The sequence below is a fragment of the Halorubrum kocurii JCM 14978 genome (assembly GCF_000337355.1).
Lineage (GTDB): Archaea > Halobacteriota > Halobacteria > Halobacteriales > Haloferacaceae > Halorubrum > Halorubrum kocurii.
In genome coordinates, this window is record NZ_AOJH01000057.1 from 55,102 (window position 1) to 75,358 (window position 20,257).

General features: G+C 69.5%; 21 protein-coding genes. 9 read left to right on the top strand and 12 right to left on the bottom strand.

All coding sequences use genetic code 11. From position 1 onward, the window contains the following. Positions 1-24: 24 nt before the first annotated feature. On the bottom strand, positions 25-639 hold the full coding sequence (locus C468_RS08705) for a YIP1 family protein (RefSeq protein WP_008848522.1): 615 nt from the start codon (positions 637-639) through the stop codon (positions 25-27). A gap of 138 nt (positions 640-777) precedes the next feature. On the opposite strand from C468_RS08705, the gene C468_RS08710 reads away from it, so the two are divergent. Further along, positions 778-1,233: a type IV pilin gene (locus C468_RS08710; RefSeq protein ID WP_008848523.1), complete on the top strand. Its 456-nt coding sequence runs from the start codon at positions 778-780 to the stop codon at positions 1,231-1,233. 13 nt (positions 1,234-1,246) lie between these two features. Here C468_RS08710 and C468_RS08715 read toward each other — a convergent pair whose 3' ends face one another. Beyond that, positions 1,247-2,380, bottom strand: a complete 1,134-nt coding sequence (locus C468_RS08715; RefSeq protein ID WP_049912147.1) for a Gfo/Idh/MocA family protein — start codon at positions 2,378-2,380, stop codon at positions 1,247-1,249. Positions 2,381-2,396: 16 nt separating this feature from the next. After that, a complete protein-coding gene (locus C468_RS08720) occupies positions 2,397-3,368 on the bottom strand; it encodes a sugar phosphate isomerase/epimerase family protein (RefSeq protein WP_008848525.1) in 972 nt (323 codons plus the stop codon). A 176-nt stretch (positions 3,369-3,544) separates the two neighbouring features. Here C468_RS08720 and C468_RS08725 point away from each other — a divergent pair, with 176 nt between their 5' ends. After that, on the top strand, positions 3,545-4,429 hold the full coding sequence (locus C468_RS08725) for a PspA/IM30 family protein (RefSeq protein ID WP_008848526.1): 885 nt from the start codon (positions 3,545-3,547) through the stop codon (positions 4,427-4,429). A 41-nt stretch (positions 4,430-4,470) separates the two neighbouring features. Here C468_RS08725 and C468_RS08730 read toward each other — a convergent pair whose 3' ends face one another. From C468_RS08730 to C468_RS18585, 6 genes are all read right to left on the bottom strand, one after another. Then, the gene (locus tag C468_RS08730; RefSeq protein ID WP_008848527.1) at positions 4,471-5,517 is read right to left on the bottom strand and encodes a dipeptide epimerase; all 1,047 of its coding nucleotides are present in this window, start codon (positions 5,515-5,517) and stop codon (positions 4,471-4,473) included. After that, the gene (locus tag C468_RS08735; RefSeq protein ID WP_008848528.1) at positions 5,514-6,605 is read right to left on the bottom strand and encodes a DUF1611 domain-containing protein; all 1,092 of its coding nucleotides are present in this window, start codon (positions 6,603-6,605) and stop codon (positions 5,514-5,516) included. The genes C468_RS08730 and C468_RS08735 overlap by 4 nt, the downstream gene beginning before the upstream one ends. A 97-nt stretch (positions 6,606-6,702) precedes the next feature. Next, positions 6,703-7,629 (bottom strand): bifunctional methylenetetrahydrofolate dehydrogenase/methenyltetrahydrofolate cyclohydrolase, encoded by a 927-nt coding sequence (locus tag C468_RS08740; RefSeq protein WP_008848529.1) that lies wholly within the window; start codon positions 7,627-7,629, stop codon positions 6,703-6,705. 197 nt (positions 7,630-7,826) lie between these two features. Continuing rightward, the gene (locus C468_RS08745; RefSeq protein ID WP_008848530.1) at positions 7,827-8,591 is read right to left on the bottom strand and encodes an aldo/keto reductase; all 765 of its coding nucleotides are present in this window, start codon (positions 8,589-8,591) and stop codon (positions 7,827-7,829) included. A gap of 63 nt (positions 8,592-8,654) precedes the next feature. Then, positions 8,655-9,338: an HAD family hydrolase gene (locus C468_RS08750; RefSeq protein ID WP_049912148.1), complete on the bottom strand. Its 684-nt coding sequence runs from the start codon at positions 9,336-9,338 to the stop codon at positions 8,655-8,657. An 85-nt stretch (positions 9,339-9,423) separates the two neighbouring features. Beyond that, positions 9,424-9,564: a hypothetical protein gene (locus tag C468_RS18585; RefSeq protein WP_008848532.1), complete on the bottom strand. Its 141-nt coding sequence runs from the start codon at positions 9,562-9,564 to the stop codon at positions 9,424-9,426. Positions 9,565-9,688: 124 nt separating this feature from the next. Between C468_RS18585 and C468_RS08755 the strand changes: the two genes are divergently transcribed. After that, positions 9,689-10,828 carry a CBS domain-containing protein gene (locus C468_RS08755; RefSeq protein WP_049912149.1) on the top strand — a complete coding sequence of 380 codons (1,140 nt, stop codon included), beginning with the start codon at positions 9,689-9,691 and terminating at the stop codon, positions 10,826-10,828. 128 nt (positions 10,829-10,956) lie between these two features. Here C468_RS08755 and C468_RS08760 read toward each other — a convergent pair whose 3' ends face one another. The 3 genes from C468_RS08760 to C468_RS08770 all read right to left on the bottom strand — a co-directional run bounded on the left by C468_RS08760 (position 10,957) and on the right by C468_RS08770 (position 15,872). Continuing rightward, on the bottom strand, positions 10,957-14,685 hold the full coding sequence (locus C468_RS08760) for a S8 family serine peptidase (RefSeq protein ID WP_049912150.1): 3,729 nt from the start codon (positions 14,683-14,685) through the stop codon (positions 10,957-10,959). A 50-nt stretch (positions 14,686-14,735) separates the two neighbouring features. Then, positions 14,736-15,443 carry a DNA repair and recombination protein RadB gene (gene radB / locus C468_RS08765; protein ID WP_008848535.1) on the bottom strand — a complete coding sequence of 236 codons (708 nt, stop codon included), beginning with the start codon at positions 15,441-15,443 and terminating at the stop codon, positions 14,736-14,738. Positions 15,444-15,665: 222 nt separating this feature from the next. Continuing rightward, the gene (locus C468_RS08770; protein WP_004595330.1) at positions 15,666-15,872 is read right to left on the bottom strand and encodes a cold-shock protein; all 207 of its coding nucleotides are present in this window, start codon (positions 15,870-15,872) and stop codon (positions 15,666-15,668) included. Positions 15,873-16,041: 169 nt separating this feature from the next. Here C468_RS08770 and C468_RS08775 point away from each other — a divergent pair, with 169 nt between their 5' ends. The 6 genes from C468_RS08775 to C468_RS08800 all read left to right on the top strand — a co-directional run bounded on the left by C468_RS08775 (position 16,042) and on the right by C468_RS08800 (position 19,928). Beyond that, entirely contained in the window at positions 16,042-16,737 is a 696-nt protein-coding gene (locus C468_RS08775; RefSeq protein WP_008848536.1) for an SCO family protein, read from the top strand. After that, positions 16,734-17,306: a TlpA family protein disulfide reductase gene (locus C468_RS08780; protein WP_008848537.1), complete on the top strand. Its 573-nt coding sequence runs from the start codon at positions 16,734-16,736 to the stop codon at positions 17,304-17,306. Before C468_RS08775 ends, C468_RS08780 begins: the two co-directional genes overlap by 4 nt. Before the next feature lie 16 nt (positions 17,307-17,322). Further along, positions 17,323-17,988, top strand: coding sequence for a cytochrome c biogenesis CcdA family protein (locus tag C468_RS08785; RefSeq protein ID WP_008848538.1), 666 nt, complete (start codon positions 17,323-17,325; stop codon positions 17,986-17,988). Positions 17,989-18,121: 133 nt separating this feature from the next. Next, complete coding sequence (locus C468_RS08790; RefSeq protein WP_008848539.1) at positions 18,122-18,778, top strand: AIM24 family protein; 657 nt, start codon at positions 18,122-18,124, stop codon at positions 18,776-18,778. A gap of 92 nt (positions 18,779-18,870) precedes the next feature. Further along, positions 18,871-19,092: a hypothetical protein gene (locus C468_RS08795; RefSeq protein ID WP_008848540.1), complete on the top strand. Its 222-nt coding sequence runs from the start codon at positions 18,871-18,873 to the stop codon at positions 19,090-19,092. Further along, on the top strand, positions 19,089-19,928 hold the full coding sequence (locus tag C468_RS08800) for a glycerophosphodiester phosphodiesterase (protein WP_008848541.1): 840 nt from the start codon (positions 19,089-19,091) through the stop codon (positions 19,926-19,928). The genes C468_RS08795 and C468_RS08800 overlap by 4 nt, the downstream gene beginning before the upstream one ends. Positions 19,929-20,257 lie beyond the last annotated feature (329 nt).

Genomic DNA, 20,257 nt, shown 5'->3' on the forward strand with positions numbered 1-20,257 from the left:
CCCACGGCGCCACCCCACAGAGCGTCAGCCGATCAGCGTTCGGGCCGCGGCGACGACCCGGTAGCCGACGCCGTACCCGATAAGCGCGGGCGGGACCCCGGCGACGAGCGTGCGAAGCGGGGTCATGCCGTGGACGGTGCGGAAGCCGATCAACAGCAGCACCGCCGCGTACGCGCCGCAGACGACGCGGAGGAACGGTATCGGCGGGCCGGCGAGCGCCATCGGCGAACTGGCGTACGCGACCACCTGCACCGTCTCGCTCACGCCGCCGCGGTCGCGCAGCGTGAGGCCGCCGTCGAACTCGACGCTGGCGAGGATCACCGACAACGTCGCGACCGCCGCGGTCAGGTGAAGCCCCACCGGCGCGGCCAACACGACCACCACCAGGAACAGGATCGCCGCCGAGACGGGCACGGAGACGACGATCCCGGGGACGGCCGCCGGGTCAGCAGCGATCCATCCGAGCGTGTAGACGGCCGCGACGGCGACGGCGAACGTCAGCGCTGGGGCCTGGTCGCCGGGCCCCACGCCGTTCGCGAAGAGGCGTCGCGGCCGGATGAGCGCCTCGACCCACGCCCGAGCGAGCGCGCGGGGACCCCGCGCTCGCCCGCCCTCCGGGTCCTCGATCCACGATGTCACGTGCGCCCTTCGGGCGGGTGGAATAACGGGGTTCCGGTTCGCGTCGGCCCGCGGGGCGGTCCCGAGAGCGCGCACCGTTATCTCGTCTGATAGCCGGCGCGTAAAGGCTTATACCGCCCCTCGAAGAGTGAAACGCGAATGCGCGCGTTCCGAAGCGACGAGCGGGGGTTCACCCCGATAGCCGGCTCGGGGATGCTCGTCGGCATCGTCGTCGTGCTGTTGGCGCTCGTCGGCGCCGCAGTGTTCGGGCTGATCGACGGCGTTGCGCCGCCGGACGCGGAGTTCGAGGTCGAGAAGGAAGGAACCGACCTCGTGATCGTCGCGGCCGGCCCCGAACCGGTCCCGGCGGAGGAGCTGTACGTCCGCGGCGAGGACCCGGACGAGGAGGTCCAGTTCGGCGCGTGGCCCGGCGACGGCGTCGTGCGGCCGGGCGACCGAGTGACGGTCCCCAACGCGACCGGGAACGAGAACCTCGAGGTCGTCTGGGAGCCCGTCGCCTTCGACACGCACGAGACGCTCGGCACCTACAACGGCGAGGACTCGGCGATCGAAGGCAGCGCCGGTCCGGACCCGCTCGGCGCGAGCGATATCTGAAACTCCCTTCGGGCTACTCGACCGAGACCCACTCGCTCCGCTCGTCGGCGCGGACGATCGCGTCGAGGGTCTTCTGCACCGCGTACCCCTGCTCGAACGACGGCTCGAACGCGCCGCCCTCGGCGACCGCGGAGAGGAACTCGTAGTTCTCGTGGACGAAGGTGTGCTCCCAGCCGATGACGTGGCCCGGCGGCCACCAGTGGTCGACGTACGGGTCGGTCTCGTCGGTGACGAGCACCGTCTGGTACCCGCGGTCGCCCTCGCGGAGCACCTCCAGCTCGTTGAGCCGCTCCAAGGAGAACCTCAGGCTCCCCTTCGAGCCGTGCACCTCGATCGCGTGGTCGTTCTTGTGGCCCTCCGCGAACCGCGTCGCCTCGAAGCTCCCCATCGCGCCCGACTCGTAGGCGACCTGCGCGGTGTAGGCGTCGTCGACGGTCACGTCCCGGTGCTCCGCGACGCCGCCCTCGTCGTCGTAGACGGGCCGCTCGTCGACGAACGTCTGTAAGTGACCGGACACGCGGTCGACCCCGCCGACCGCGTCGCCGACGAGGAAGTCCGCGAGGTCGAGTGTGTGCGCGCCGAGGTCGCCGAGCGCCCCGGATCCCGCCATGTCGGCGTCCATCCGCCACGCCCACGGCGCCTCGGGGTCGACGAGCCAGTCCTGGAGGTACCGCCCGCGGACCTGTCGGATCTCGCCGAGTTCGCCGTCCTCGATGAGCCCCTTCGCGTACCGGATCGCGGGGACGAACCGGTAGTTGAACGCGGTGCCCGCCGGTACGTCTGCGGCGGCCGCCGCGTCGCGCATCGCTTCGGCCTCGTCGAGGGTCGGCGCGAGCGGCTTCTCACAGAGGACGGGGACGCCCGCTTCGAGGGCGGCGATCGACGGCTCCGCGTGGACGTGGTTCGGTCCGAGGTTGTAGAAGACGTCCACCTGGCCGAGGGCGTCCGCCCAGTCGGTCGCGGTGTGCGCGAACCCGAACCGCTCCGCGGCGTCCGCGAGCGCCGCCTCGTCGCGCCCGACGAGCGTGTGGCGCTCGATCTCGGGCGCGTCCGGGAAGAACATCGGGAGCCGTGCGAGCGCGTTCGCGTGCGCCTTGCCCATGAATCGATACCCAAGCACGCCGATTTCGAGTGGTTCCTGTGTCATTGGGTTGCCCTCCGTCTTACTCCGCCCAGTAGGCGTCGCCCGGTCGCGTCTCGAAGACTGCGCGGTCGAGCACGTCGACCGCCTTCTCTAACCCCTCCCGCGAGGAGGTGAGCGAGTCCTCGTGTTCGATCGAGAGCGCGCCCTCGTATCCGACCATCCGGAGCGTCGAGACCACGTCCTTCCAGTGGCCCTCGTCGTGGCCGTAGCCGATCGAGCGGAACAGCCACGAGCGGTCGGCCTCCTCGGTGTAGCCCGTCGTGTCGAGCACGCCCTTCACGCGCGCGTTCGCGTCGTACACCTTCGTGTCCTTCGCGTGGAAGTGGTGGATCGCGTCGCGGTCGCCCAAAAAGCGGATCGCCTCCGTCACGTCGATCCCCTGCCAGTAGAGGTGCGAGGGGTCGAAGTTGGCGCCGATCCGATCGTTCGTCGCCTCCCGCAGCGCGAGCAGCCCGGTCGGCTCGTACACGAGCATGTTCGGGTGCATCTCGATGGCGACGTCGACGCCGTGGGCCTCGGCGTGGTCCGCCAGGTCCGTCCAGTACGGGACCGCGACCTCGTCCCACTGGTAGTCGAGCGCGTCGGCGTGTTCGGTCGGCCACGGCGCCGTGATCCAGTTCGGCGTGGAGTCGCCGGGCGCGCCGCCGGGGAGCCCGGAGAAGCAGGTGACCGTGCCGACGTCCAACTGGTCGGCCAGCTCGATCGCCTCGCGGAGCTCGCGGTCGGCCTCCGCGGCCCGCTCCTCGTCCGGGTGCAGGGGATTGTTGTGGGTCGCGAGCGCGGAGATCCGGAGCCCGTGCTCGTCGAGCAGCGCTTCGAGCTCCGCCTGCGCCGCGTCGTCGCCGAGGGTCGCCTCGCGGTCGACGTGCGCCTCGCCGGGCCACCCGCCGACGCCGAGCTCGACCGCGTCGACGCCGATCTCGTCGAGGTACGCGACCGCGTCGTCGATCGATTCACCGCCCAAGGGAACGGTTAGTACACCAATGTCCATGTACGAAGATAGTACAACACCCCGAATAAATCTTCAGGAAGCGTCACCCCGTCGGCGGGGGGCCCCGGTTGCGGGCAGCCCGCGACGGACGGAGCCCGGCTGCTCGCGCCGTCACGGCCGCCGCTCCGGGTCGCGAACCACATGAGGTTTTAACGGGTGGAGCGCGTATGCCCTGTATGGGAATCCTCTCGCGCGCCTCCTACGTCATCCGGTCGAAGGTGAACGCCCTCCTCAACCGGGCGGAGGATCCGACGGAGTCGCTCGACTACTCGTACGAACAGATGCGCGACGAGCTCCAGGACGTGAAGCAGGGGATCGCCGACCTGACGACCCAGAAGAAGCGGCTGGAGATTCAAAAGCGCAAGCTCGAGGAGAACGTCGAGAAGCACAACCGGCAGGCCCGCGAGGCGGTCCAACAGGACCGCGACGACCTCGCCCGCAAGGCCCTCGAGAAGAAGAAGTCGAAGATGGCCCAGATCGAGGAGCTGGAGGGCCAGATAGCGAAGCTGAACGACACCCAAGAGCAGCTGGTCGAGAAGAAGAACAAGCTCCAGAACCGCATCGAGGAGTTCCGCACGAAGAAGGAGACGATGAAGGCCCGCTACGAGGCGGCCGAGGCGTCCTCGCGCGTCTCGGAGGCCATGACGGGCGTCGGCGACGAGATGGAGGACGTGAGCCGCTCGATCGAGCGCGCCGAGGAGCGCACCGAGGAGATGGAGGCGCGCGCGGAGGCGATGGACGAGCTGGAGGACTCCGGCGCCTTCGAGGACGCGCTCTCGGACAAGGACAGCATCGACCGCGAGCTCGAGAGCCTCTCGACGAACAGCGAGGTCGACGCCGAGCTGGAGACGCTGAAAGGCGAGCTCGGAAAGGGCGAGCCCGCGAGCGACGACGGCGAGGCGAGCTCCGACGAGGAGATCGACGACGAGCTGGCCGACATCGAGTCCGAGATCGACAGCGACGACCTCGAAGCCGACCTCGAGGGCGACAGCGAGGGCGACGAGGAAGTCGACGTGGAGCTCGAGGAGTCCGAGGTCGACGCCGACGAGCAGCGGAACTGACGGCGCGCGGTCGGCCCCGTTTCCGCCTCTCCCCTTCTCCGCTACTCCGTCCGTAGCCGCGCCCCGGTCCCCGCGCGGTCGCGGTCACCGAGCCCGATCTCGCCGCCGGACAGGTCCACGCCGTCGTACGGGTCCTCGGCGAGCAGCAGCGACCCGTCGAGGTCGGCGTAGTCGAGGAGCGGCGTGAGCTGCGCGGCCGCGGCGATCGACGCGTTCGACTCGATCATGCAGCCGCACATCACCTCGAGCCCGTGGGCGCGGGCGGTCGCGATCATCCGTCTCGCCTCCAGCAGGCCGCCGGTCTTCATCAGCTTCAGGTTCGCGATGTCGCAGCGGTCGGCGATCGCCGGGACGTCGGAAAGCGTGACGCACGACTCGTCGGCCGCGATCGGGAGCGCCGACCGCTCGTAGACGAACCGGAGCCCCTCGGGGTCCTCGGCGGACACCGGCTGCTCGACGAACTCCACGTCGCGGTCGGCGAGCCACTGGCTCTTGTCGACCGCCTCGCGGGGCGTCCACGCCTCGTTGGCGTCGACGCGGATCCGGGCGTCGGGCGCGACCTCGCGGACCGCGTCGATCAGCTCGCGGTCCCGGTCGGTGCCGAGCTTGATCTTGAGGACCGGGTACCCGGCCTCGACCGCTTCCGCGGCCTTCTCCCGGACGCGCTCCGTCTCGTCGAGCCCGACCGTGTAGGAGGTCGCGGGCGCCGCCGAGGGGTCGAGCCCCCAGAGCCGGTGCAGCGGAACGCCGAGCCGCTTCGCGGCGAGGTCGTGGACCGCGATCGAGACGGCGGCGCGGGCGGCGGGGTTGCCGTTGACGACCGCCGCCAGTTCGCCCTCGATCTCGTGGAGAGCGTGAGGGTCGCCGACGCGCTCGACGGCGTCGAGCAGAGCCGGGAGCACGGCCTCGACCGTGTCGGCGGTCTCGCCGTAGTGGGTCGAGGGGGCGGCGCCGCCGACGCCGGTCATCCCGCCCTCGTCCGAGATCCGCACGACAACGTTCACGGCTTCGGTCTGCGTCCCCCGCGAGATGGTGAACGGGTTCTCCAGGGGGAGCGAGACCCGCTCGAACTCCGTTTCGAGGGTCATTCGTCGGCGAGCCCTCCGTCGGTCGCCGGGGTCTCACCGCCCAACCCCGCCTCGACGATCCCGTCCACGATCCGGTCGGCGCCGTCCCGGACCGGGTCGGCGGCCGGGACGCCGAGCTCGTCGCCGTAGTCGGCGACCGCGTCGCCGGCCGCGCCGCCGTCGTCGACGGCCCTCGTGTTGAGCGCGCCGGCGACGACGCTGGCCTCGTTGACGGGCGCCGCGAGCCCCTCGTAGAGGTCGACGTAGTCGGAAAGCGGCGGGAGCGAGAAGGACTCGTAGCCGTGGACGGCCTCGCGGTCGGCGGCGTGACAGAGGACGAGCCCGTCGGCCATCGAGCCGTGCAGGATGCCGCAGGTGACTGCCGAGTAGGCGGGGTGGATGATGCTCCCCTGTCCCTCGACAATGAGGAGGTCGTGGTCGTCGCCGATCTCGACGAGCATCTCCTCCACCGCGCCGGCCGTGAAGTCGGAGACGACGCGGTCGATCGGGTTCCCCCACCCGGCGATCATGATCCCGGTCTGGCCGGTCGGGACGAACGCGGCGTCGATCCCGCGCTCTCGGGCGGCGGCGACGATCTCCAGCGACGCGGTCATCTTCCCGACCGAGCAGTCGGTGCCGACCGTACACACCACGTCGGCGTCGACGTCGCCGGAGCCGCCCGTCGCCACCGTCAGGTCGTCGTCGGGCTCGCGCACGTCGACGAGGTCGACGCCGTGCTCGTCGGCCAGCGCGGCGAGCGCCTCGTCCTCGTTTAAGAAGTAGTGGAGACCGCTCACCACGTCGCAGCCGGCCTCGATCGCGGCCTCCACGTCGGACCGCCACGACTCGTCGAAGCCGCCGCCGATCGGAGCGATACCGATGTAGAGGGCGTCCACGTCGCCGTCGGCGGCCGCGTACGCCTCATCGAACGACTCGACGATCGGCGCGTCGGCCACGTCGGGCACGTGGTCGGTGACGCGGTCGCCGGCGCGGTCGCGGTCGAGGACAGCCCGCACGTCCTGGTCGCCGTAGCGCATCACGCCGAGGGCGGTCTTCGCGCGGTCGGGGAACTTCTCGTGGGCGAGGATGACGATCCGGTCGTCGCTCATGGTGGGTCGCTCGGCCCCGGTGGGCTTAAAAGAGTCGAGCCGGGGTCGAGTCGCCGCTTCGGACGTCGCCGCTTCGGACGTCGCCGCCTCGGTCGCCTCAGTCGAGGTCGAGCGACACGTCCGACTGCAGTCCGGCGGCTTTCACCGTGTTGTACAGCAGCATCGCGCGCGTCATCGGGCCGACGCCCCCGGGGACGGGCGTGATCGCGCCCGCGGCCGCTTTCGCCGACTCGTAGGCCACGTCGCCGACGAGTTCGTACCCCTTCTCGGTGTCCGCGTCGACGCGGTTGATCCCCACGTCGATGACGGTCGCGCCCTCTTTGAGCGCCGAGCCGTCGATGAATTCCGGGACACCGACCGCGGCGATCACGATGTCGGCGGTCGCGAGCTTCCCCTCCAAGTCCTCCGTCCGGGAGTGACAGACGGTCGTGGTCGCGTTGCCGACCGGCCCCTTCTGGATCAGGAGGTTCGCCATCGGCTTCCCGACGATGTCCGACCGGCCGACGACGACCGCGTCGGCGCCCTCGGTCTCCACGTCGTACGCCGCGAGCAGCTTCTGGACGCCGTGCGGCGTGCAGGGTTTAAATCGGGCGTCGCCGGCGACGAGCCGCCCGACGTTCTCCGGGTGGAAGCCGTCGACGTCCTTCTCGGGGGCGATCCGCCGGAGCACCCGCCGCTTGTCGACGTGGTCGGGGACCGGGAGCTGGACTAAGATCCCGTGGACGTCCTCGCGCTCGTTCAGGTCGTCGATGGTGTCGTACAGCTCCTCGGCCGGGGCGTCGGCGTCGATCTCGAGGTGTACGCTCTCGATGCCGACCTCCTCGCAGTCGCGCTGTTTCATCGAGACGTACGTCTCGCTCGCGGGGTCGTCGCTCATCAGCACGGTGGCGAGTCCGGGGGTCACGCCCGCCGCTTCCAAGGCCTCCACGTGGGCGGTCACGTCGTCCCGCACGTCGGCGGCCACCGCCTCGCCGTCGATGATCCGCGTCCCGTCGGCGGCGTCCTCGCCGCTTGTCTCGGTCATACCGAATCCGAGGGCGAGGCGATATAAAAACGACGCGGGATCGTGCCCAGATCCGACGTACGTGCGTTCGAGATATGCGAGAGCGTGGATCGGTCCCTCGGTTCGACGTCGCTCCCCGGCGGCCCCTTCGACGCCGCGGAGGGGCCTCCTGTGCGGGCCCGGCCTGTCCGAGACCGCGTCCGAGCCCGACCGGTCCGCTACTCCGGGAACAGCTCCTCCTCGCGGTCGACGGCGTCAATGGCGGCGGTCTCCTCGGGGGTCAGATCGAGGTCAGCGGCGGCGAGGTTCGCTCGGAGGTGCCGCTCGCTCGACGCCTTCGGGATCGCCACGACCGGGTCCTTCGCGGTCGCCCACGCGATCGCGACCGCCTCGGGCGTCGCGTCGCGTGCCGCCGCGATCTCGGCAACGGCGTCGATCTCGCTCACTCGCCCGCCGGCCAGCGGTGAGTAGGCGACGATCGCGTACCCGTGTTCGCGGGCGTGTTCCAGGAGCTCCGGCCGGTAGAACAGGGGGTGTAGCTCCGTCTGGTGGGCGGCGAGCGGGGCGTCGAGAACCTCGAGCGCGCGGTCGAGCTCGTCGACCTCGAAGTTCGAGACCCCCACCTCGCGCACGGAGCCCTCGTCGACGAGCCGGTCGAGCGCCGGGAGCGTCGTCTCCGGGTCGTACGCTCCCCGCGGGCGGTGGACGTACAGGAGGTCGAGGGCCTCCACGCCCAGCAGGTCGGCGCTCTCGCGGGCGGTCGGCCCGACGTCCCCGTCGCCGAGGTCGTCGACCCACAGCTTCGTGGCGACCGTGACCGCGTCGCGGTCCACGCCGGTCGCGGCGAGCCCGTCGCCGACGACGGCCTCGTTGCCGTATATCCGGGCGGTGTCGAGGTGACGGTAGCCCACGGAGAGCGCCGTCGCGATCGCGTCGGGGTCGTCGATCCCCATGGTCCCGAGGCCGACGGGCGGAAGGTGCATACCCGCGTTCCGAGCGACCGACGCAAAAACCGATCGGTGAGACCGTCAAGCGGTCCGACCCCGTCAGATACCTTCGCCGGGGTCGACCGGGGCCCGCCCGCAGATGCTCACGAGGTCGTGGAGGTCGTCGATCTCGTATGTGGGTTGACAGGAGAGCTCGGTCGAGCGGCGATGCGGGCGCCGGACGAACGCGGAGTCGATCCCGGCGTTGTCGGCGGCGCGCACGTCGGACTCGTTGTCGCCGACGAAGATGGCGGTCTCGGCGCCGAGGTCCTCGAGGGCGCGCTGGATGTAGTACGGCGACGGCTTCTTCCGCGAGAGGCTGGCGATGGAGGGTTCGCGGCCGTACGCGACCTCGAACCGCCCGGCGAGCCCGAAGTGGTCGAGGACCGCGTCGACGGTCGCCTGTTGGTTCGAGGAGACGACCCCGAGCGAGGCGTCGAGGTGGCGGAGCGCGTCGACGTCGTCGTAGGGGGTCTTGCGGCCGCTTCGCGCCGCGTCGACCTGCGCCGCCGCGGCGGTCTCGTCGCGGACCCGCCAGAACTCGACCGGGTCCAGCCCGTAACGCTCGCAGATGTCCGTCAGGGTGGCGGGGTCGACGCCGACGGCCACGTCGTCGACGTGGGCGAGGTCCGGATCTTCGACGCCGAGGCTCACGAACGCGTCCCAGGCGGCCTCCCTGAGGGTGTCGAACGGGGTCCGACCGACGAGGACCCCGTCTTTATCGAGGACGACGGCGTCGTACACGACCCCCTCTCCGTCGGTAACCGGCAAAAGCCTTTCACCGGTCTGCGGCGTTCGCGCGCCGAGCGGGTTCGCGCGCTCAACGCGTTCACCCGCCCAGCAGCCTGAGACCGATCCCGACGAGCAGGACGACGGTCCCGCCGATCAGCCCGACAAACGGAATCGGCACCGGCAACGGGACCACGATGAGCAGGATCCCGATCGCGATAAACGCGGTAGACAGTCGCATGGACCCTTCTCGTCGTCCGAACGGAAAGGTATTGGGAGGGACGCTATTCGGGGAGGCCGATCCCACTCGCGAGCACGCCTCCCGCACTTTCAATACCCGGCGCGTCCAACCCTCAGATTGGACCATGAATATTGTTGATATCGCAGTGCCGGAGTACGTCGAGGTCGACGCCAGCGAACGACTCGCTAAGGTCCGGTCTATCTTCGAGCGCGAGAATCCGAAGGGGATCGTCGTCACCGAGGGCGGCGAGTACGCTGGCGTGGTGGGCGAGAAACAGCTCATGCGCTCCCGGATGGAGGACGACACCAAGGTGTCGGCCGTCATGAAGTCCGCCCCGTCGGTCGATCGTCACGAGGACCTCCGCGAGACCGCGCGCCTCCTCGTCGAGGGCGACGTGAAGATCGCGCCGGTGTACGAAGGCGAGAAGCTCTACGGGATCGTCACCGTCGACCAGATCCTCGAGGCCGTGCTCGACAGCCTCGACGCGATCACGGTCGGCCAGATCGCGACCGAGGACGTGATCGGAATCAGCGAGAAGGACAGCGTCGGGAGCGCGATCAACCGCCTCCGCGAGAACGGGATCTCCCGGCTGCCCGTCCTCGACGAGGAGGGCCAGCTCGTCGGCGTCGTCACCACCAACGACATCGTCGAGTTCGTCGTCCGCGACCACGAGCGGCAGGGCAGCGGCGACCGCGCCGGCGACATCGACCGGATGCTCGACATCCCCGTCTACGACATCATGTCGAGCCCCGTCGTCACCGCGACCGCCGACGAGACCGCGGAGGCCGTCGTTCAGCGCATGTTCGACAGCGACATCTCCGGGCTGGTCGTCACGCCCGAGGAGTTCGACACGGTCGCGGGCATGGTGACGAAGACCGACGTGTTGCGCGCGCTCACGTTCACCGAGCAGGACTCGATGGACGTACAGATCACCAACGTCGAGCTGCTGGACACGACCTCCCGCGAGCACATCGTCGAGTCGATCGAGCAGGTCGCGAACAAGTACGCGGACATGCACGTCATCCACGCGCACGTCCGGCTCCACGCCCACAAGGAGAAGCTCCGCGGCACGCCCCTGATCCAGTGTCAGATCCGCCTCCGCACAAACGAGGGGCAGGTCGGCGGCTCCGGCGAGGGGTACGGCGCCGAACACGCGTTCCACGTCGCGCTCGACAAACTGGAGCGCAACGTCCTGGAGATCAAAGGCGTCAACGCCGACGAGGAGTACCGCGGTCAGCTCCTGCGCAAGCTCGGCGAACTGTAGGTCGATGGCGCCCGATGTGACCGTTCGCATCGTCCCCTCCGACTGATTCCGGCGTTTCGCGGCTTCCGCGTCCGTCTCCGTTCTCCCTCCGTTTTCGGCCTCCGCGATGCGGTCCGATGTCCGATTAGTCACCCGCGCCCGCCGCGTTCCCCACGCCGCCCGGCGAGAAGCGTCGCCGCGAGGACCGCGAGCAGGCCGACGGCGAGACCGAAACCGGGCGCTCCGTCTGTCGAGCCGCCTCCGTCGGCGGTGTCGTCGTCTCCGGCGTCGACGTCTTCCGCGTCGGTCTCGCCGTCACCGTCCGCCCGCCCGTCGTCGACCGACTCGCCTTCGCCGCCCGTCGTGTCGTCGGTCGCGTTCACCGGTTTGTCCGTTTTGTTGGTCAGGTCGTCGGTCGCGTTCGTCGGGTCACCCGTTTCGTTGGTCAGGTCGTCGGTCGCGTTCGTCGGGTCACCCGTTTCGTTGGTCAGGTCGTCTGTCGCGTTCGTCGAGTCATCCGTCTCGTTGGTCGCGTCGTCCGTCTCGTTCGTCGAGTCATCCGTCTCGTCTTCCGGCTCGTCGTCAGTGTCGCCTGCGGGTGGTGACGGTTGAGCGCCTCCACCGCCTCCCCCGCCATCCCCGCCACCGCCGCCTCCCCCATCGTCCCCGCCGCCATCATCGGTACCGCCGTCCTCGCCGCTGACCCCGACAAACGTGACCGTCTCCTCGCCGTCGGGTGTGGAGGCGGTCACGGCGTACGTCCCGGTCGACGCACCTGAGCCGAGTGACACCGAGAACGAGTTCGACCCGGTATCGCCGACCGCAACGTCGTCGATGACGACGGGGGTGGGGCTCACGGAGCCGCTTCGGTTCAGCGCGACGTCAACGGTCGCGTCGTCGGTAACTCGGCCGTCGTTTCGCACGGTGACCGCGAAGCCGCCGCTCGATCCCTGTTCGATTTCGCTCTCTCCCGAGAGGTTGGTGACAGCGAACACGCCGCGCGGGGACAGCGAGACGTTCAGCTCTCGGCTGTCGTTCGCGGTGAGGGTGAGCGTCCGTCGCTCCTCCGAGTACCCGTCCGCGGAGACGGTTATCTCCTGTTCGCCGCGGTCGAGCGCGTCGAGCGCGTACGTTCCGTTCGCGTCGGTCGCGTCCGTCCGGTCTCCGCCCACCGTGACCGTTGCACTCGGGACCGCCTCGCCGTCGGTCCGGTTCGTCACGACGCCGGAGAGCGACCCCGGCCGCGGTGGGAGCGCGAGGTCCTCGTTCGTCGTGACGTTCGGCGAGATATCGATGTCGGCTCTCGTCCGGTGCTCGAAGTCCGGCGCGTCCGCGGTGACGTTGTAGCTGCCTGGACGGAGCCCGACGGAATAGGCGCCGTCGCCGGCGGCGTCGGCGGTCGCGACCGCCACGTCCGTCTCGTTCGTGACCGTCACGGTCGCGTTCGACGGGCGGGCGAGGCCGTCGCTCGCGTTGACGACGCCACTCAGCGTACCGTTTCGGAGCGCGAGTGAGAGGTTCGCGGTCGCGGCGTCTCCCGGTCCGCTCAGGGCCACGGTCCGATTCGCCGGAGCGTACGTCGCGTTGCTCGCGGTGACGGTGAGCTCCGTCGCCGGAACGTCGACCGCGTACGAGCCCTCGGCTCCCGTCTCCGTCGTCCCAACCACTTCCGTGCCGTTCCTCACGACCACGTCCATGTCTGCGAGCGTGTCGTTCGTCTCCGCGTCGGTGACGGTCCCGTTGACCGTCCCGACGGCTTCGCCGATCCGTATCGACGCCGAGGCCTCGCCTTCGGGCGAGGCGACCGTCGCGGTCGTCTCGCCGGTCCCGAACTCGCTCGGGACAGTTCCGGTGAGCGAGAGCGTCGTCGCATTTCGGGGCCCCAGCGAGACGTTCTCCGCGGCGAGGACGCTGACGTTGCTCGCGTTCGCGGGGTCGGCGAGTTTGAGTTCGACGGTGCGGTTGTCACCGGCCACCTCGCCGTCGTTCGTCACGTTCACCGTAGCGTTCAGCGGACCACCGAGTTCGGCGGTGTCGGTCGCGGAGAGGTTCGCGACCGCGTACGACGGCGGTTTCCGAACGGTGATCGTCGACGTCTGATTCGAATCCTCGGTGTAGACGCCGTGTGCGTATTCGGCCGGGTCGGTCTCGTCGGGGACGACGTAGGTGAACGAGACGAGTGTGGATTCGCCGGGATCGAGCGAGACGGTCGTGTCGTTCCCGACGGTCTCGTTAAATCGGTACTCGACGGTTGCAGTTCCCGGTCCGTCACCGATGTTGGTGACCGTCGCAGCCGCCTCGACCGTCGCACCGGGGTCGGTTTCGGCCGCGGCGTCGAACTCGCTCACCGCGAACTCGGCGCTCGTGACCGAAGAGACAGCTTCGAACCCGTCCACGACGCCGGTCCCGTATCGGGTGTCCGGCTCGGTCGCGTCTTCCGGGTGGTCGGCGGTGTCGCGGAGCGTGTCGGAGAGCTCGTCGTCGGAGACCTCCCGCGTGCTCGCCGAGAGCATCAGCGCGGCGACGCCGCTGACGTGCGGGGCGGCCATGGAGGTGCCGGAGAGTGTGCGATAGCCACCTCCTGCTGTTGATGAGTTAACCGAGACGCCCGGCGCTGAGGCGTCCGGAACCACGTATTCGTCGGGCCAGTCGGAAGTCAGGGCGTCTTTCGTCCAGTCCTCGCTCGTGTTCAGCGTCTCGCCGCCGGAGAAGTAGGCGACCTCGGCGTTTTGGTCAACCGCACCGACGGCGAACGACTCGTACACGTTCCCGGGCGAACTCGATGTGCCGCTTCCGCTATTTCCTGACGACGCGACCACGATCTTCCCCGCACTTCGGGCGTTCTGTATCGGTTCGATGAACTCGTCCGCCTGCCCGTCGCCACCGAGACTCAGTTGGAGCACGTCGATACCCTCATTTTCCGTGGCGTGCTCCATCCCCGCGACGACCTGTAAGAACGTCCCCGACCCGGTATCGTCCAGTACCTTAATCCCGTACAGGTCCGACTCCGGCGCGACGCCGATCGCGGTCCCGCTCGTGTTCCCGCCGGCGACCGTTCCGGCAACGTGGGTTCCGTGTCCGTCGTCGTCGTAGGCGTCTTCGGGACCCTCGCTCACCAGATTCCCGTTCGCATCGTACTCCGCCCACCCGCTCACGTTCAGGTCCGGGTGTTCCGGATCGATCCCCGTGTCGAACACCGCGACGGTCGCGCCCTCCCCGCGCGTTCCGAAGGTCTCCCAGACTTCGGGCGCGCGCACCATCTCGACGCCGTAGGTCGCGTTGGTCCCCGTCGCCGAAGCGGTACTCGTCGGTCCTGCGGCGGGACCGGGAGCACCGATCTGTGGTGTGTTCCCGCTTTCGGCAGCCGCCGCCGAGTCGAGTTCGACCTCGAAGTTCCCGTGCACGCGCTCGACGCCGCGCACGTCGAGGAGCCGTTCGATCGCGACGCTCTCGGTGTCGACCGTGACGAGCATCGCGTTCGCGAGCCAGAAGCTCTGTTCGACCGCAACGCCGGGCTTCCGCTCGGCGAACGTCTCGAAGTCGGCCTGCGCGTTCGCGGCGTTCGATTTGAGGTCGGTCGTCGAGAGCGTCGCCGAGTCCTCCGACTCGACCGCCCCGCCGCCGTCGGCTCCGAGGCGCGCGTCGCCCGCGAACCGTACCACGACCTCGACGGTGCCGTTCGCCGAGCGCAGGCCGGGGGCGACCGCGTCGTCGTCGGGGGACGGTCGGGGATCGACCGCATCTGAATTCCCCCCTCCAGAGCTCCCCGCGACGAGCCCGCCCGCGACCGCGCCGGGCGCGACGGCGGCGACGAGCAAAGAGACGACGACAAGCACCGCCGCAGCGACCACACACGAAGGAGGCGACCCGTCGCTCATTACACATTACGTCGGCGGGGCGCTCATAACTTTCACGCCGCGCGCGACGGTTACCCGTCCGCGCCCTCGGCGAGCCCGTCGGCGACGATTCGGAAAGTGGCGGTGTCGCCCGCGGGCTTCGAGCGGTGCTTTTCGAGCGTGGCCCGGCGGTTCCCGCCGCGGAACCGGTCGACGCGGAGGATCGCGCCGGTCCAGTGGTTGAGGGTGTTGCCGCCGAGCGCGCGGTCGCGATCGCTGTCGGGGTCGGTGAACACCTGGTTCGTGATGACGACGGCGACGTCGTGTCGCCGGGCCAGAGACAGGAGGTGCGTCACCTGTTTGGCGACCTTGCGAAGCGACTGCCCGCCCTCGGTGTCGCCGGCGCGCTCGAGTCTGTAAAAGCCCGTCGCGGAGTCCAACACGATCAGCTCGACCTCCTCCGCGAGCTCCTCGGCGTCGCGGACGGCCTCGCGCTGGTCGTCGAAGTCGTACGCCTCCGAGATCACCAACCGAGAGGCGATCTCCTCGACCGACTCGTCGGCGTCGGGGCGGTCGGCTCGCCCCGCAGCCATCTGCTCGAACCGGTCGATCGAGAGCCCCTCGGTGTCGATGTAGAGGGCGCGGTCGCCGCCGGCGGCGACCGCGACGGCCGCGGCGAGCGCGAGGTTCGTCTTGCCGGCCGCGGGCGGGCCGTACACCTGCGTGACGACCCCGCGCTCGAACCCCCCGCCCAACAGGTCGTCGACCGGCCCACAGCCGGTCGGGATGGAATCGCTCACTGGCGAGGCTTCGCCCGCGCTCGTATTTAAACGGTCGATCGCGGTGAGGACGGACGGCTAGTCGCGGGAGACGGAGCGAGACGCGTCGCTCGTCGAGTGGTGATAAACGCGTTGCTCGTCGAGCGGTGATAAGTGTGAAAGAAACGGAGATGGCGCCGATCGCGTCGACCGGCGGCCGAGATCCGATATTGCGTGCGGACGCGCCGTCCGCGACTTGGGGGTTTAGTTGCGGACGAGGTTCGTCGCGCGGGGTCCCTTGGGGGACGATTCGATGTCGAATTCCACTTCCTGACCCTCCTCGAGGTCCGGGCCGCCGACGTCTTCCATGTGGAAGAACACGTCTTCGTCGTCGTCGAGGTCGCCGTCGTCAGTCGAGATGAAACCGTAGCCGCCAGTGTCGTTGAAGAAATCAACCTTACCGTTTGCCATTGCAAACAAACGTACTGCCCGTTCGGGGATAACCCTTGCGAGGGTCACGGTACCACGACCGTCTCGGGGCGGACTCACACCCGCTCGGAGACGGATCCTCACCTGTGTTCAGCGCGTGCCATCAGCCGCGGGGTTCATTTACGAGCGACCACGTAGGTCGGATAACGACATGGATCGCCGCCACTTCCTCCGCTCGTTCGCCGCGGCCGGCGTCGCCGCCGGCACGACCGCCACGGCCGGCTGTGCCGGGGTCCTCGGCAACTCCGGCGCCGAGGGGACCGTCCTCGGTCCGCCGGAACAGAACCGCGGCGACCCGGTTCACCCGATCCACGGCGACGAGATGCCCGAGTTCGCCGTCCCCGACCCGATCACGGGCGAGGAGATCTCGACCGCGCAGTTCGAGGGGGAGCGCGCGTTCCTGTGGACCTCCTTCTACACCAACTGCCCCGACGGCGTCTGTCCGGCCCTGATCCTCCGGCTCCGGCGTGTGCAAGCGCGGGCCGCCGAGCAGGGATACGGTGACGAGGCCGCGTTCCTCCCGCTCACCTTCGACCCCGAGCGCGACACCGAGGACGTCCTCCGCGAGTACGCGAGCCAGCGCGGGGTTGACCTCGACGCCGGCAACTGGCACTTCCTCCGTCCCGAGAGCTACGAGGCGGGCGTGGAGCTGATGGACGACAACTTCGGGCTGAAGATCGAGAAGACGGACGGGGAGCAGTACGAGAACCTGGAGTACGCGTTCCCGCACTACGGGCTGATCCTCCTCGTCAACAAGCAGGGGATCGTCGAGCGCTCGTACCCGAGGGGTCCGAGCACGGACATCGAGCGAATCGTTGACGACTTCGAGCGGGTGGTCACCGCGTGAGGCGCCGCGACCTCCTCGCCGGGCTCGCGAGCGTCGGTGTGCTCGGAGGGGCCGGCGCCGTCGCAACGGGGAACGTGCCAACCGCGCTCGGCGGCGACACCCCCGGAAGCGGTGAGACCGCGACTGACGCGTCGGAGCCGGTCGATTCGGTGACGATCGATACGATCGACGCACCGGGAAGTCGAGACGGGGAGGTGACGCTCCCGGCTCCCGACCGCCCGACGTTCGTCGACTTCTTCGGGACGTGGTGTCCCCCCTGCGCCGAGCAGATGCCCGATCTCGTCGCCGCCCACGACCGGATCGGCGACGAGGTGCTGTTCGTCTCGGTGACGACCGAGGACGTCGGCGACGCGGTCAGCGAGGAGACGGTCGCCGACTGGTGGCGCGAGCACGACGGCGACTGGCTGGTCGCCGCCGACGTCTCGGCCGAACTCGCAGCCCGACTCAACGTCGGCGGCTACCCGAGTGCGCGCGCCGTGGACGCCTCCGGACGCGTCCGCTGGGCGACCTCCGGGACCCACACCACGGAGGAGTTCGTCGACGGAATCGAGAGCGCGCTCGACCGATGATGAGGCGCGTCGACCGATGACCGACATCTCGCTCGCGACGAACGTCCCGTTCGCCCTGACCGCCGGGGTCGCGACGTTCTTCTCGCCGTGCGCGTACCCGCTGTTGCCGGGGTACGTCGGCTTCTACGTCAACTCCGTCGAGGCCGACTCCGCGTCGGTCCTCGGGGCGGGCGTGCGCGGCGTCGCCGCCGCGGTCGGGGTGCTGGCGACGTTCGCGCTGCTGGCCGGCGCTACCGTCCGGGTCGGCTACTCGACGCTCTCGAACATCACCGTCTTCGAGACGCTCGTCGGCGCGCTGCTGATCGCCTTCGGACTGCTCGTGGTCTCGGGGCGGATGCCGTCTGTCTCGGTCCCGCTGCCGAAGCGGCGCACCGGCGTGTTCGGGTTCGGCCTGTTCGGCGCGGGGTACGCGCTGGCCGGCGCCGGCTGCGTGGCACCGGTGTTCCTCGGCGTCATCGCCCGCGCGATCGCGCTCCCGGCCGAGACGGCGGTCCTCGTCCTCTCGGTGTACGCCGGCACCGTCGCCGTTCTGATGGCCGCCACGACCGTCGCGACGGGCGTGGGGCTGGTCAGCAACGCCAACCGGGTGATGGCCCACGCCGGCCTGCTGAAGCGGGTCGCGGGCGCCGTGATGATCGCCGCCGGCGTCGGACAGCTGTACCTCTCGCTCGTCGTCTACTGAGACCGGAACCGCGCGGCTGGACCCGAGCGGTCGTGCTGCGCGCCGTGAAAGCGCTCTTTGTCTCTCCCGTAGGTTCTTAAGTGATACCGGGGAAGCTCCGTACAGCCGAACCGAACGGTTCGGTCCCCGTACTATGAACCTAGATGAGTTCACCGCCGCGAACGCACCGACCGACAGCGCGGAACCGTTCCAGCGCGAGAACAGCTACACCTTAGACGTCGACGTCGACGGAACCGTGATGGCGAAGGCCGGGTCGATGGTCGCGTACACGGGCGACGTCTCGTTCACCGGGAAGGCCTCCGCGGAGGGCGGCCTCACCGGCTTCCTCAAGGAGGCCGCCACCGGCGAGGGCACGCCCATCATGGCCGTCGAGGGCGCCGGTCACGTCTACTTCGCAGACGACGGAAAGAAGGTACAGGTCATCGAGCTCGGTGCCGGCGAGTCGATCACGGTCAACGGCGAGGACGTGCTCGCGTTCGAGGAGTCGCTCTCCTACGAGATCAGCGCCATCGACAGCCTCGCCGGCGCGCTCGCCGGGGGGTTCAGCAACGTCTACCTCGAAGGCCCGGGCTACGTGGCGCTGACCACCCACGGCGACCCGATCGTCCTCAAGCCGCCGGTCGCGACCGACCCGAGCGCGACCGTCGCGTGGGGCGGAACGTCGCCAGACGTCGAGGTGAACCGGAGCCTCTCCGACATGATCGGCCAGGAGTCGGGCGAGCGCTACCAGATGCGGTTCGACGGCTCCGACGGGTTCGTCGTCGTCCAGCCGCGCGAGGAACACGTCTGACCGGCGACCGCGGTCGCCGCGCGTCCCCTCTCGCGTCTCCGGCCCCGAACCGATACCTACCTTTTTGCCCCGGCGCTTCGAGCCACCGACCGATGGACGAGCGTACCGGCCCCGGTTCCGCTGCAAACACGTCGACTCCTTCGGACGCGCCGGACGCGGCTCGGAGCGACGGAGCGGAACGCGACGGCGCGGCCGACGTCGACAGCGCGGCCGACGTCGACGGCGAGGGGTCGTCCGGCCCGCTCGCGCGAGCCAGATCGGTCGGCGACGAGGCGGTCGGCGTCGTCGCCGACGCCGTGCTCGACGCGCTGTGATCCGACCTCCTGACGGCGACCCGCTCCTGTTCGCTCACCGCGGATTCGCGGGAGAGAACCCGGAGAACACCGTCGCGGCGGCCTCAGCGGCCGCGGGCGCCGGAGGAGCCGACTGGGTCGAGATCGACGTGGTCCCCACCGCCGACGGCGACCCGGTCGTCTTTCACGACGCCGACCTCTCCGGGCGCGGCGGTCCCCCGGGCGCACCCGACGACCGCGGGCTCACTGACTCGACCGGGACCATCTGGGAGACCGGCACCGCGACGGTCACCGCTGCCGAGGTCCTCGGGAGCGGCGAGACCGTACCGCTTCTCGGAGCGGTCCTCAACGCCATTCCCTCCGAGGTCGGCGTGAACGTCGAGCTGAAGAACCCCGGTCGACCGCGCTCCGCGCTCTGTCCCGGCGAGGCGCTGTCCCCGGAGGCGCTGGCGGCGCGGAAAGCGGTCTGGCGCCCGCTCGTCGACCGAGTGTCGGACGCCGCCGAGAAGCGGGAGCACGACGTGCTCGTCTCGTCGTTCCACGAGGCCGCGCTCGCCGCGACCCGAGAGCGGTCCGAGTGTCCGGTCGCGCCGCTGTTCTCGGAGTCGGTCGAGGACGCGCTGGCGATCGCCCGTCGGTACGACGCGGCGGCCGTGCATCCGCCGATCGACGCGGTCCGGGGGACGCCGTTCTTCGACGCGTCGCGGTTCGGCGAAGCTGACGTGATAAGGGCCGCGCACGACGCGGGCCGCACGGTGAACGCCTGGACGGTCGAGACGTGGTATCAGGCCGACCGACTCCGTGCGGCCGGGGTGGACGGGCTGATCGCCGACTACTCGACCGTGGGACGGCGGTGAGAACGGAGAAATCGGAGCTGTTGAATTCGCCTCTTCGGAGATGGTTCACCTGAAACGGTTGGGCGCTGAACGGGGCCTCTTGATCGATAGCGGGAGTGGGTATCGCGAATTGGTGAAACGGTTGTTAATAAGCGATCGAGTGATGTTGCTGTCGGCTGTTTATACGTCGACGACGACGTGCTGAAGGCCTCCAAAGCCCCAGCCGTGAGGATGATGCACGCTCGCTGCGCTCCTCAGTCACTCACTTCGTTCGCTCCCTGCGGTGCTTATGTCGCCTGCATCATCCTCACGGCTGCCCCTTTGAGTCCCACCCGACCGCAACCGCACAG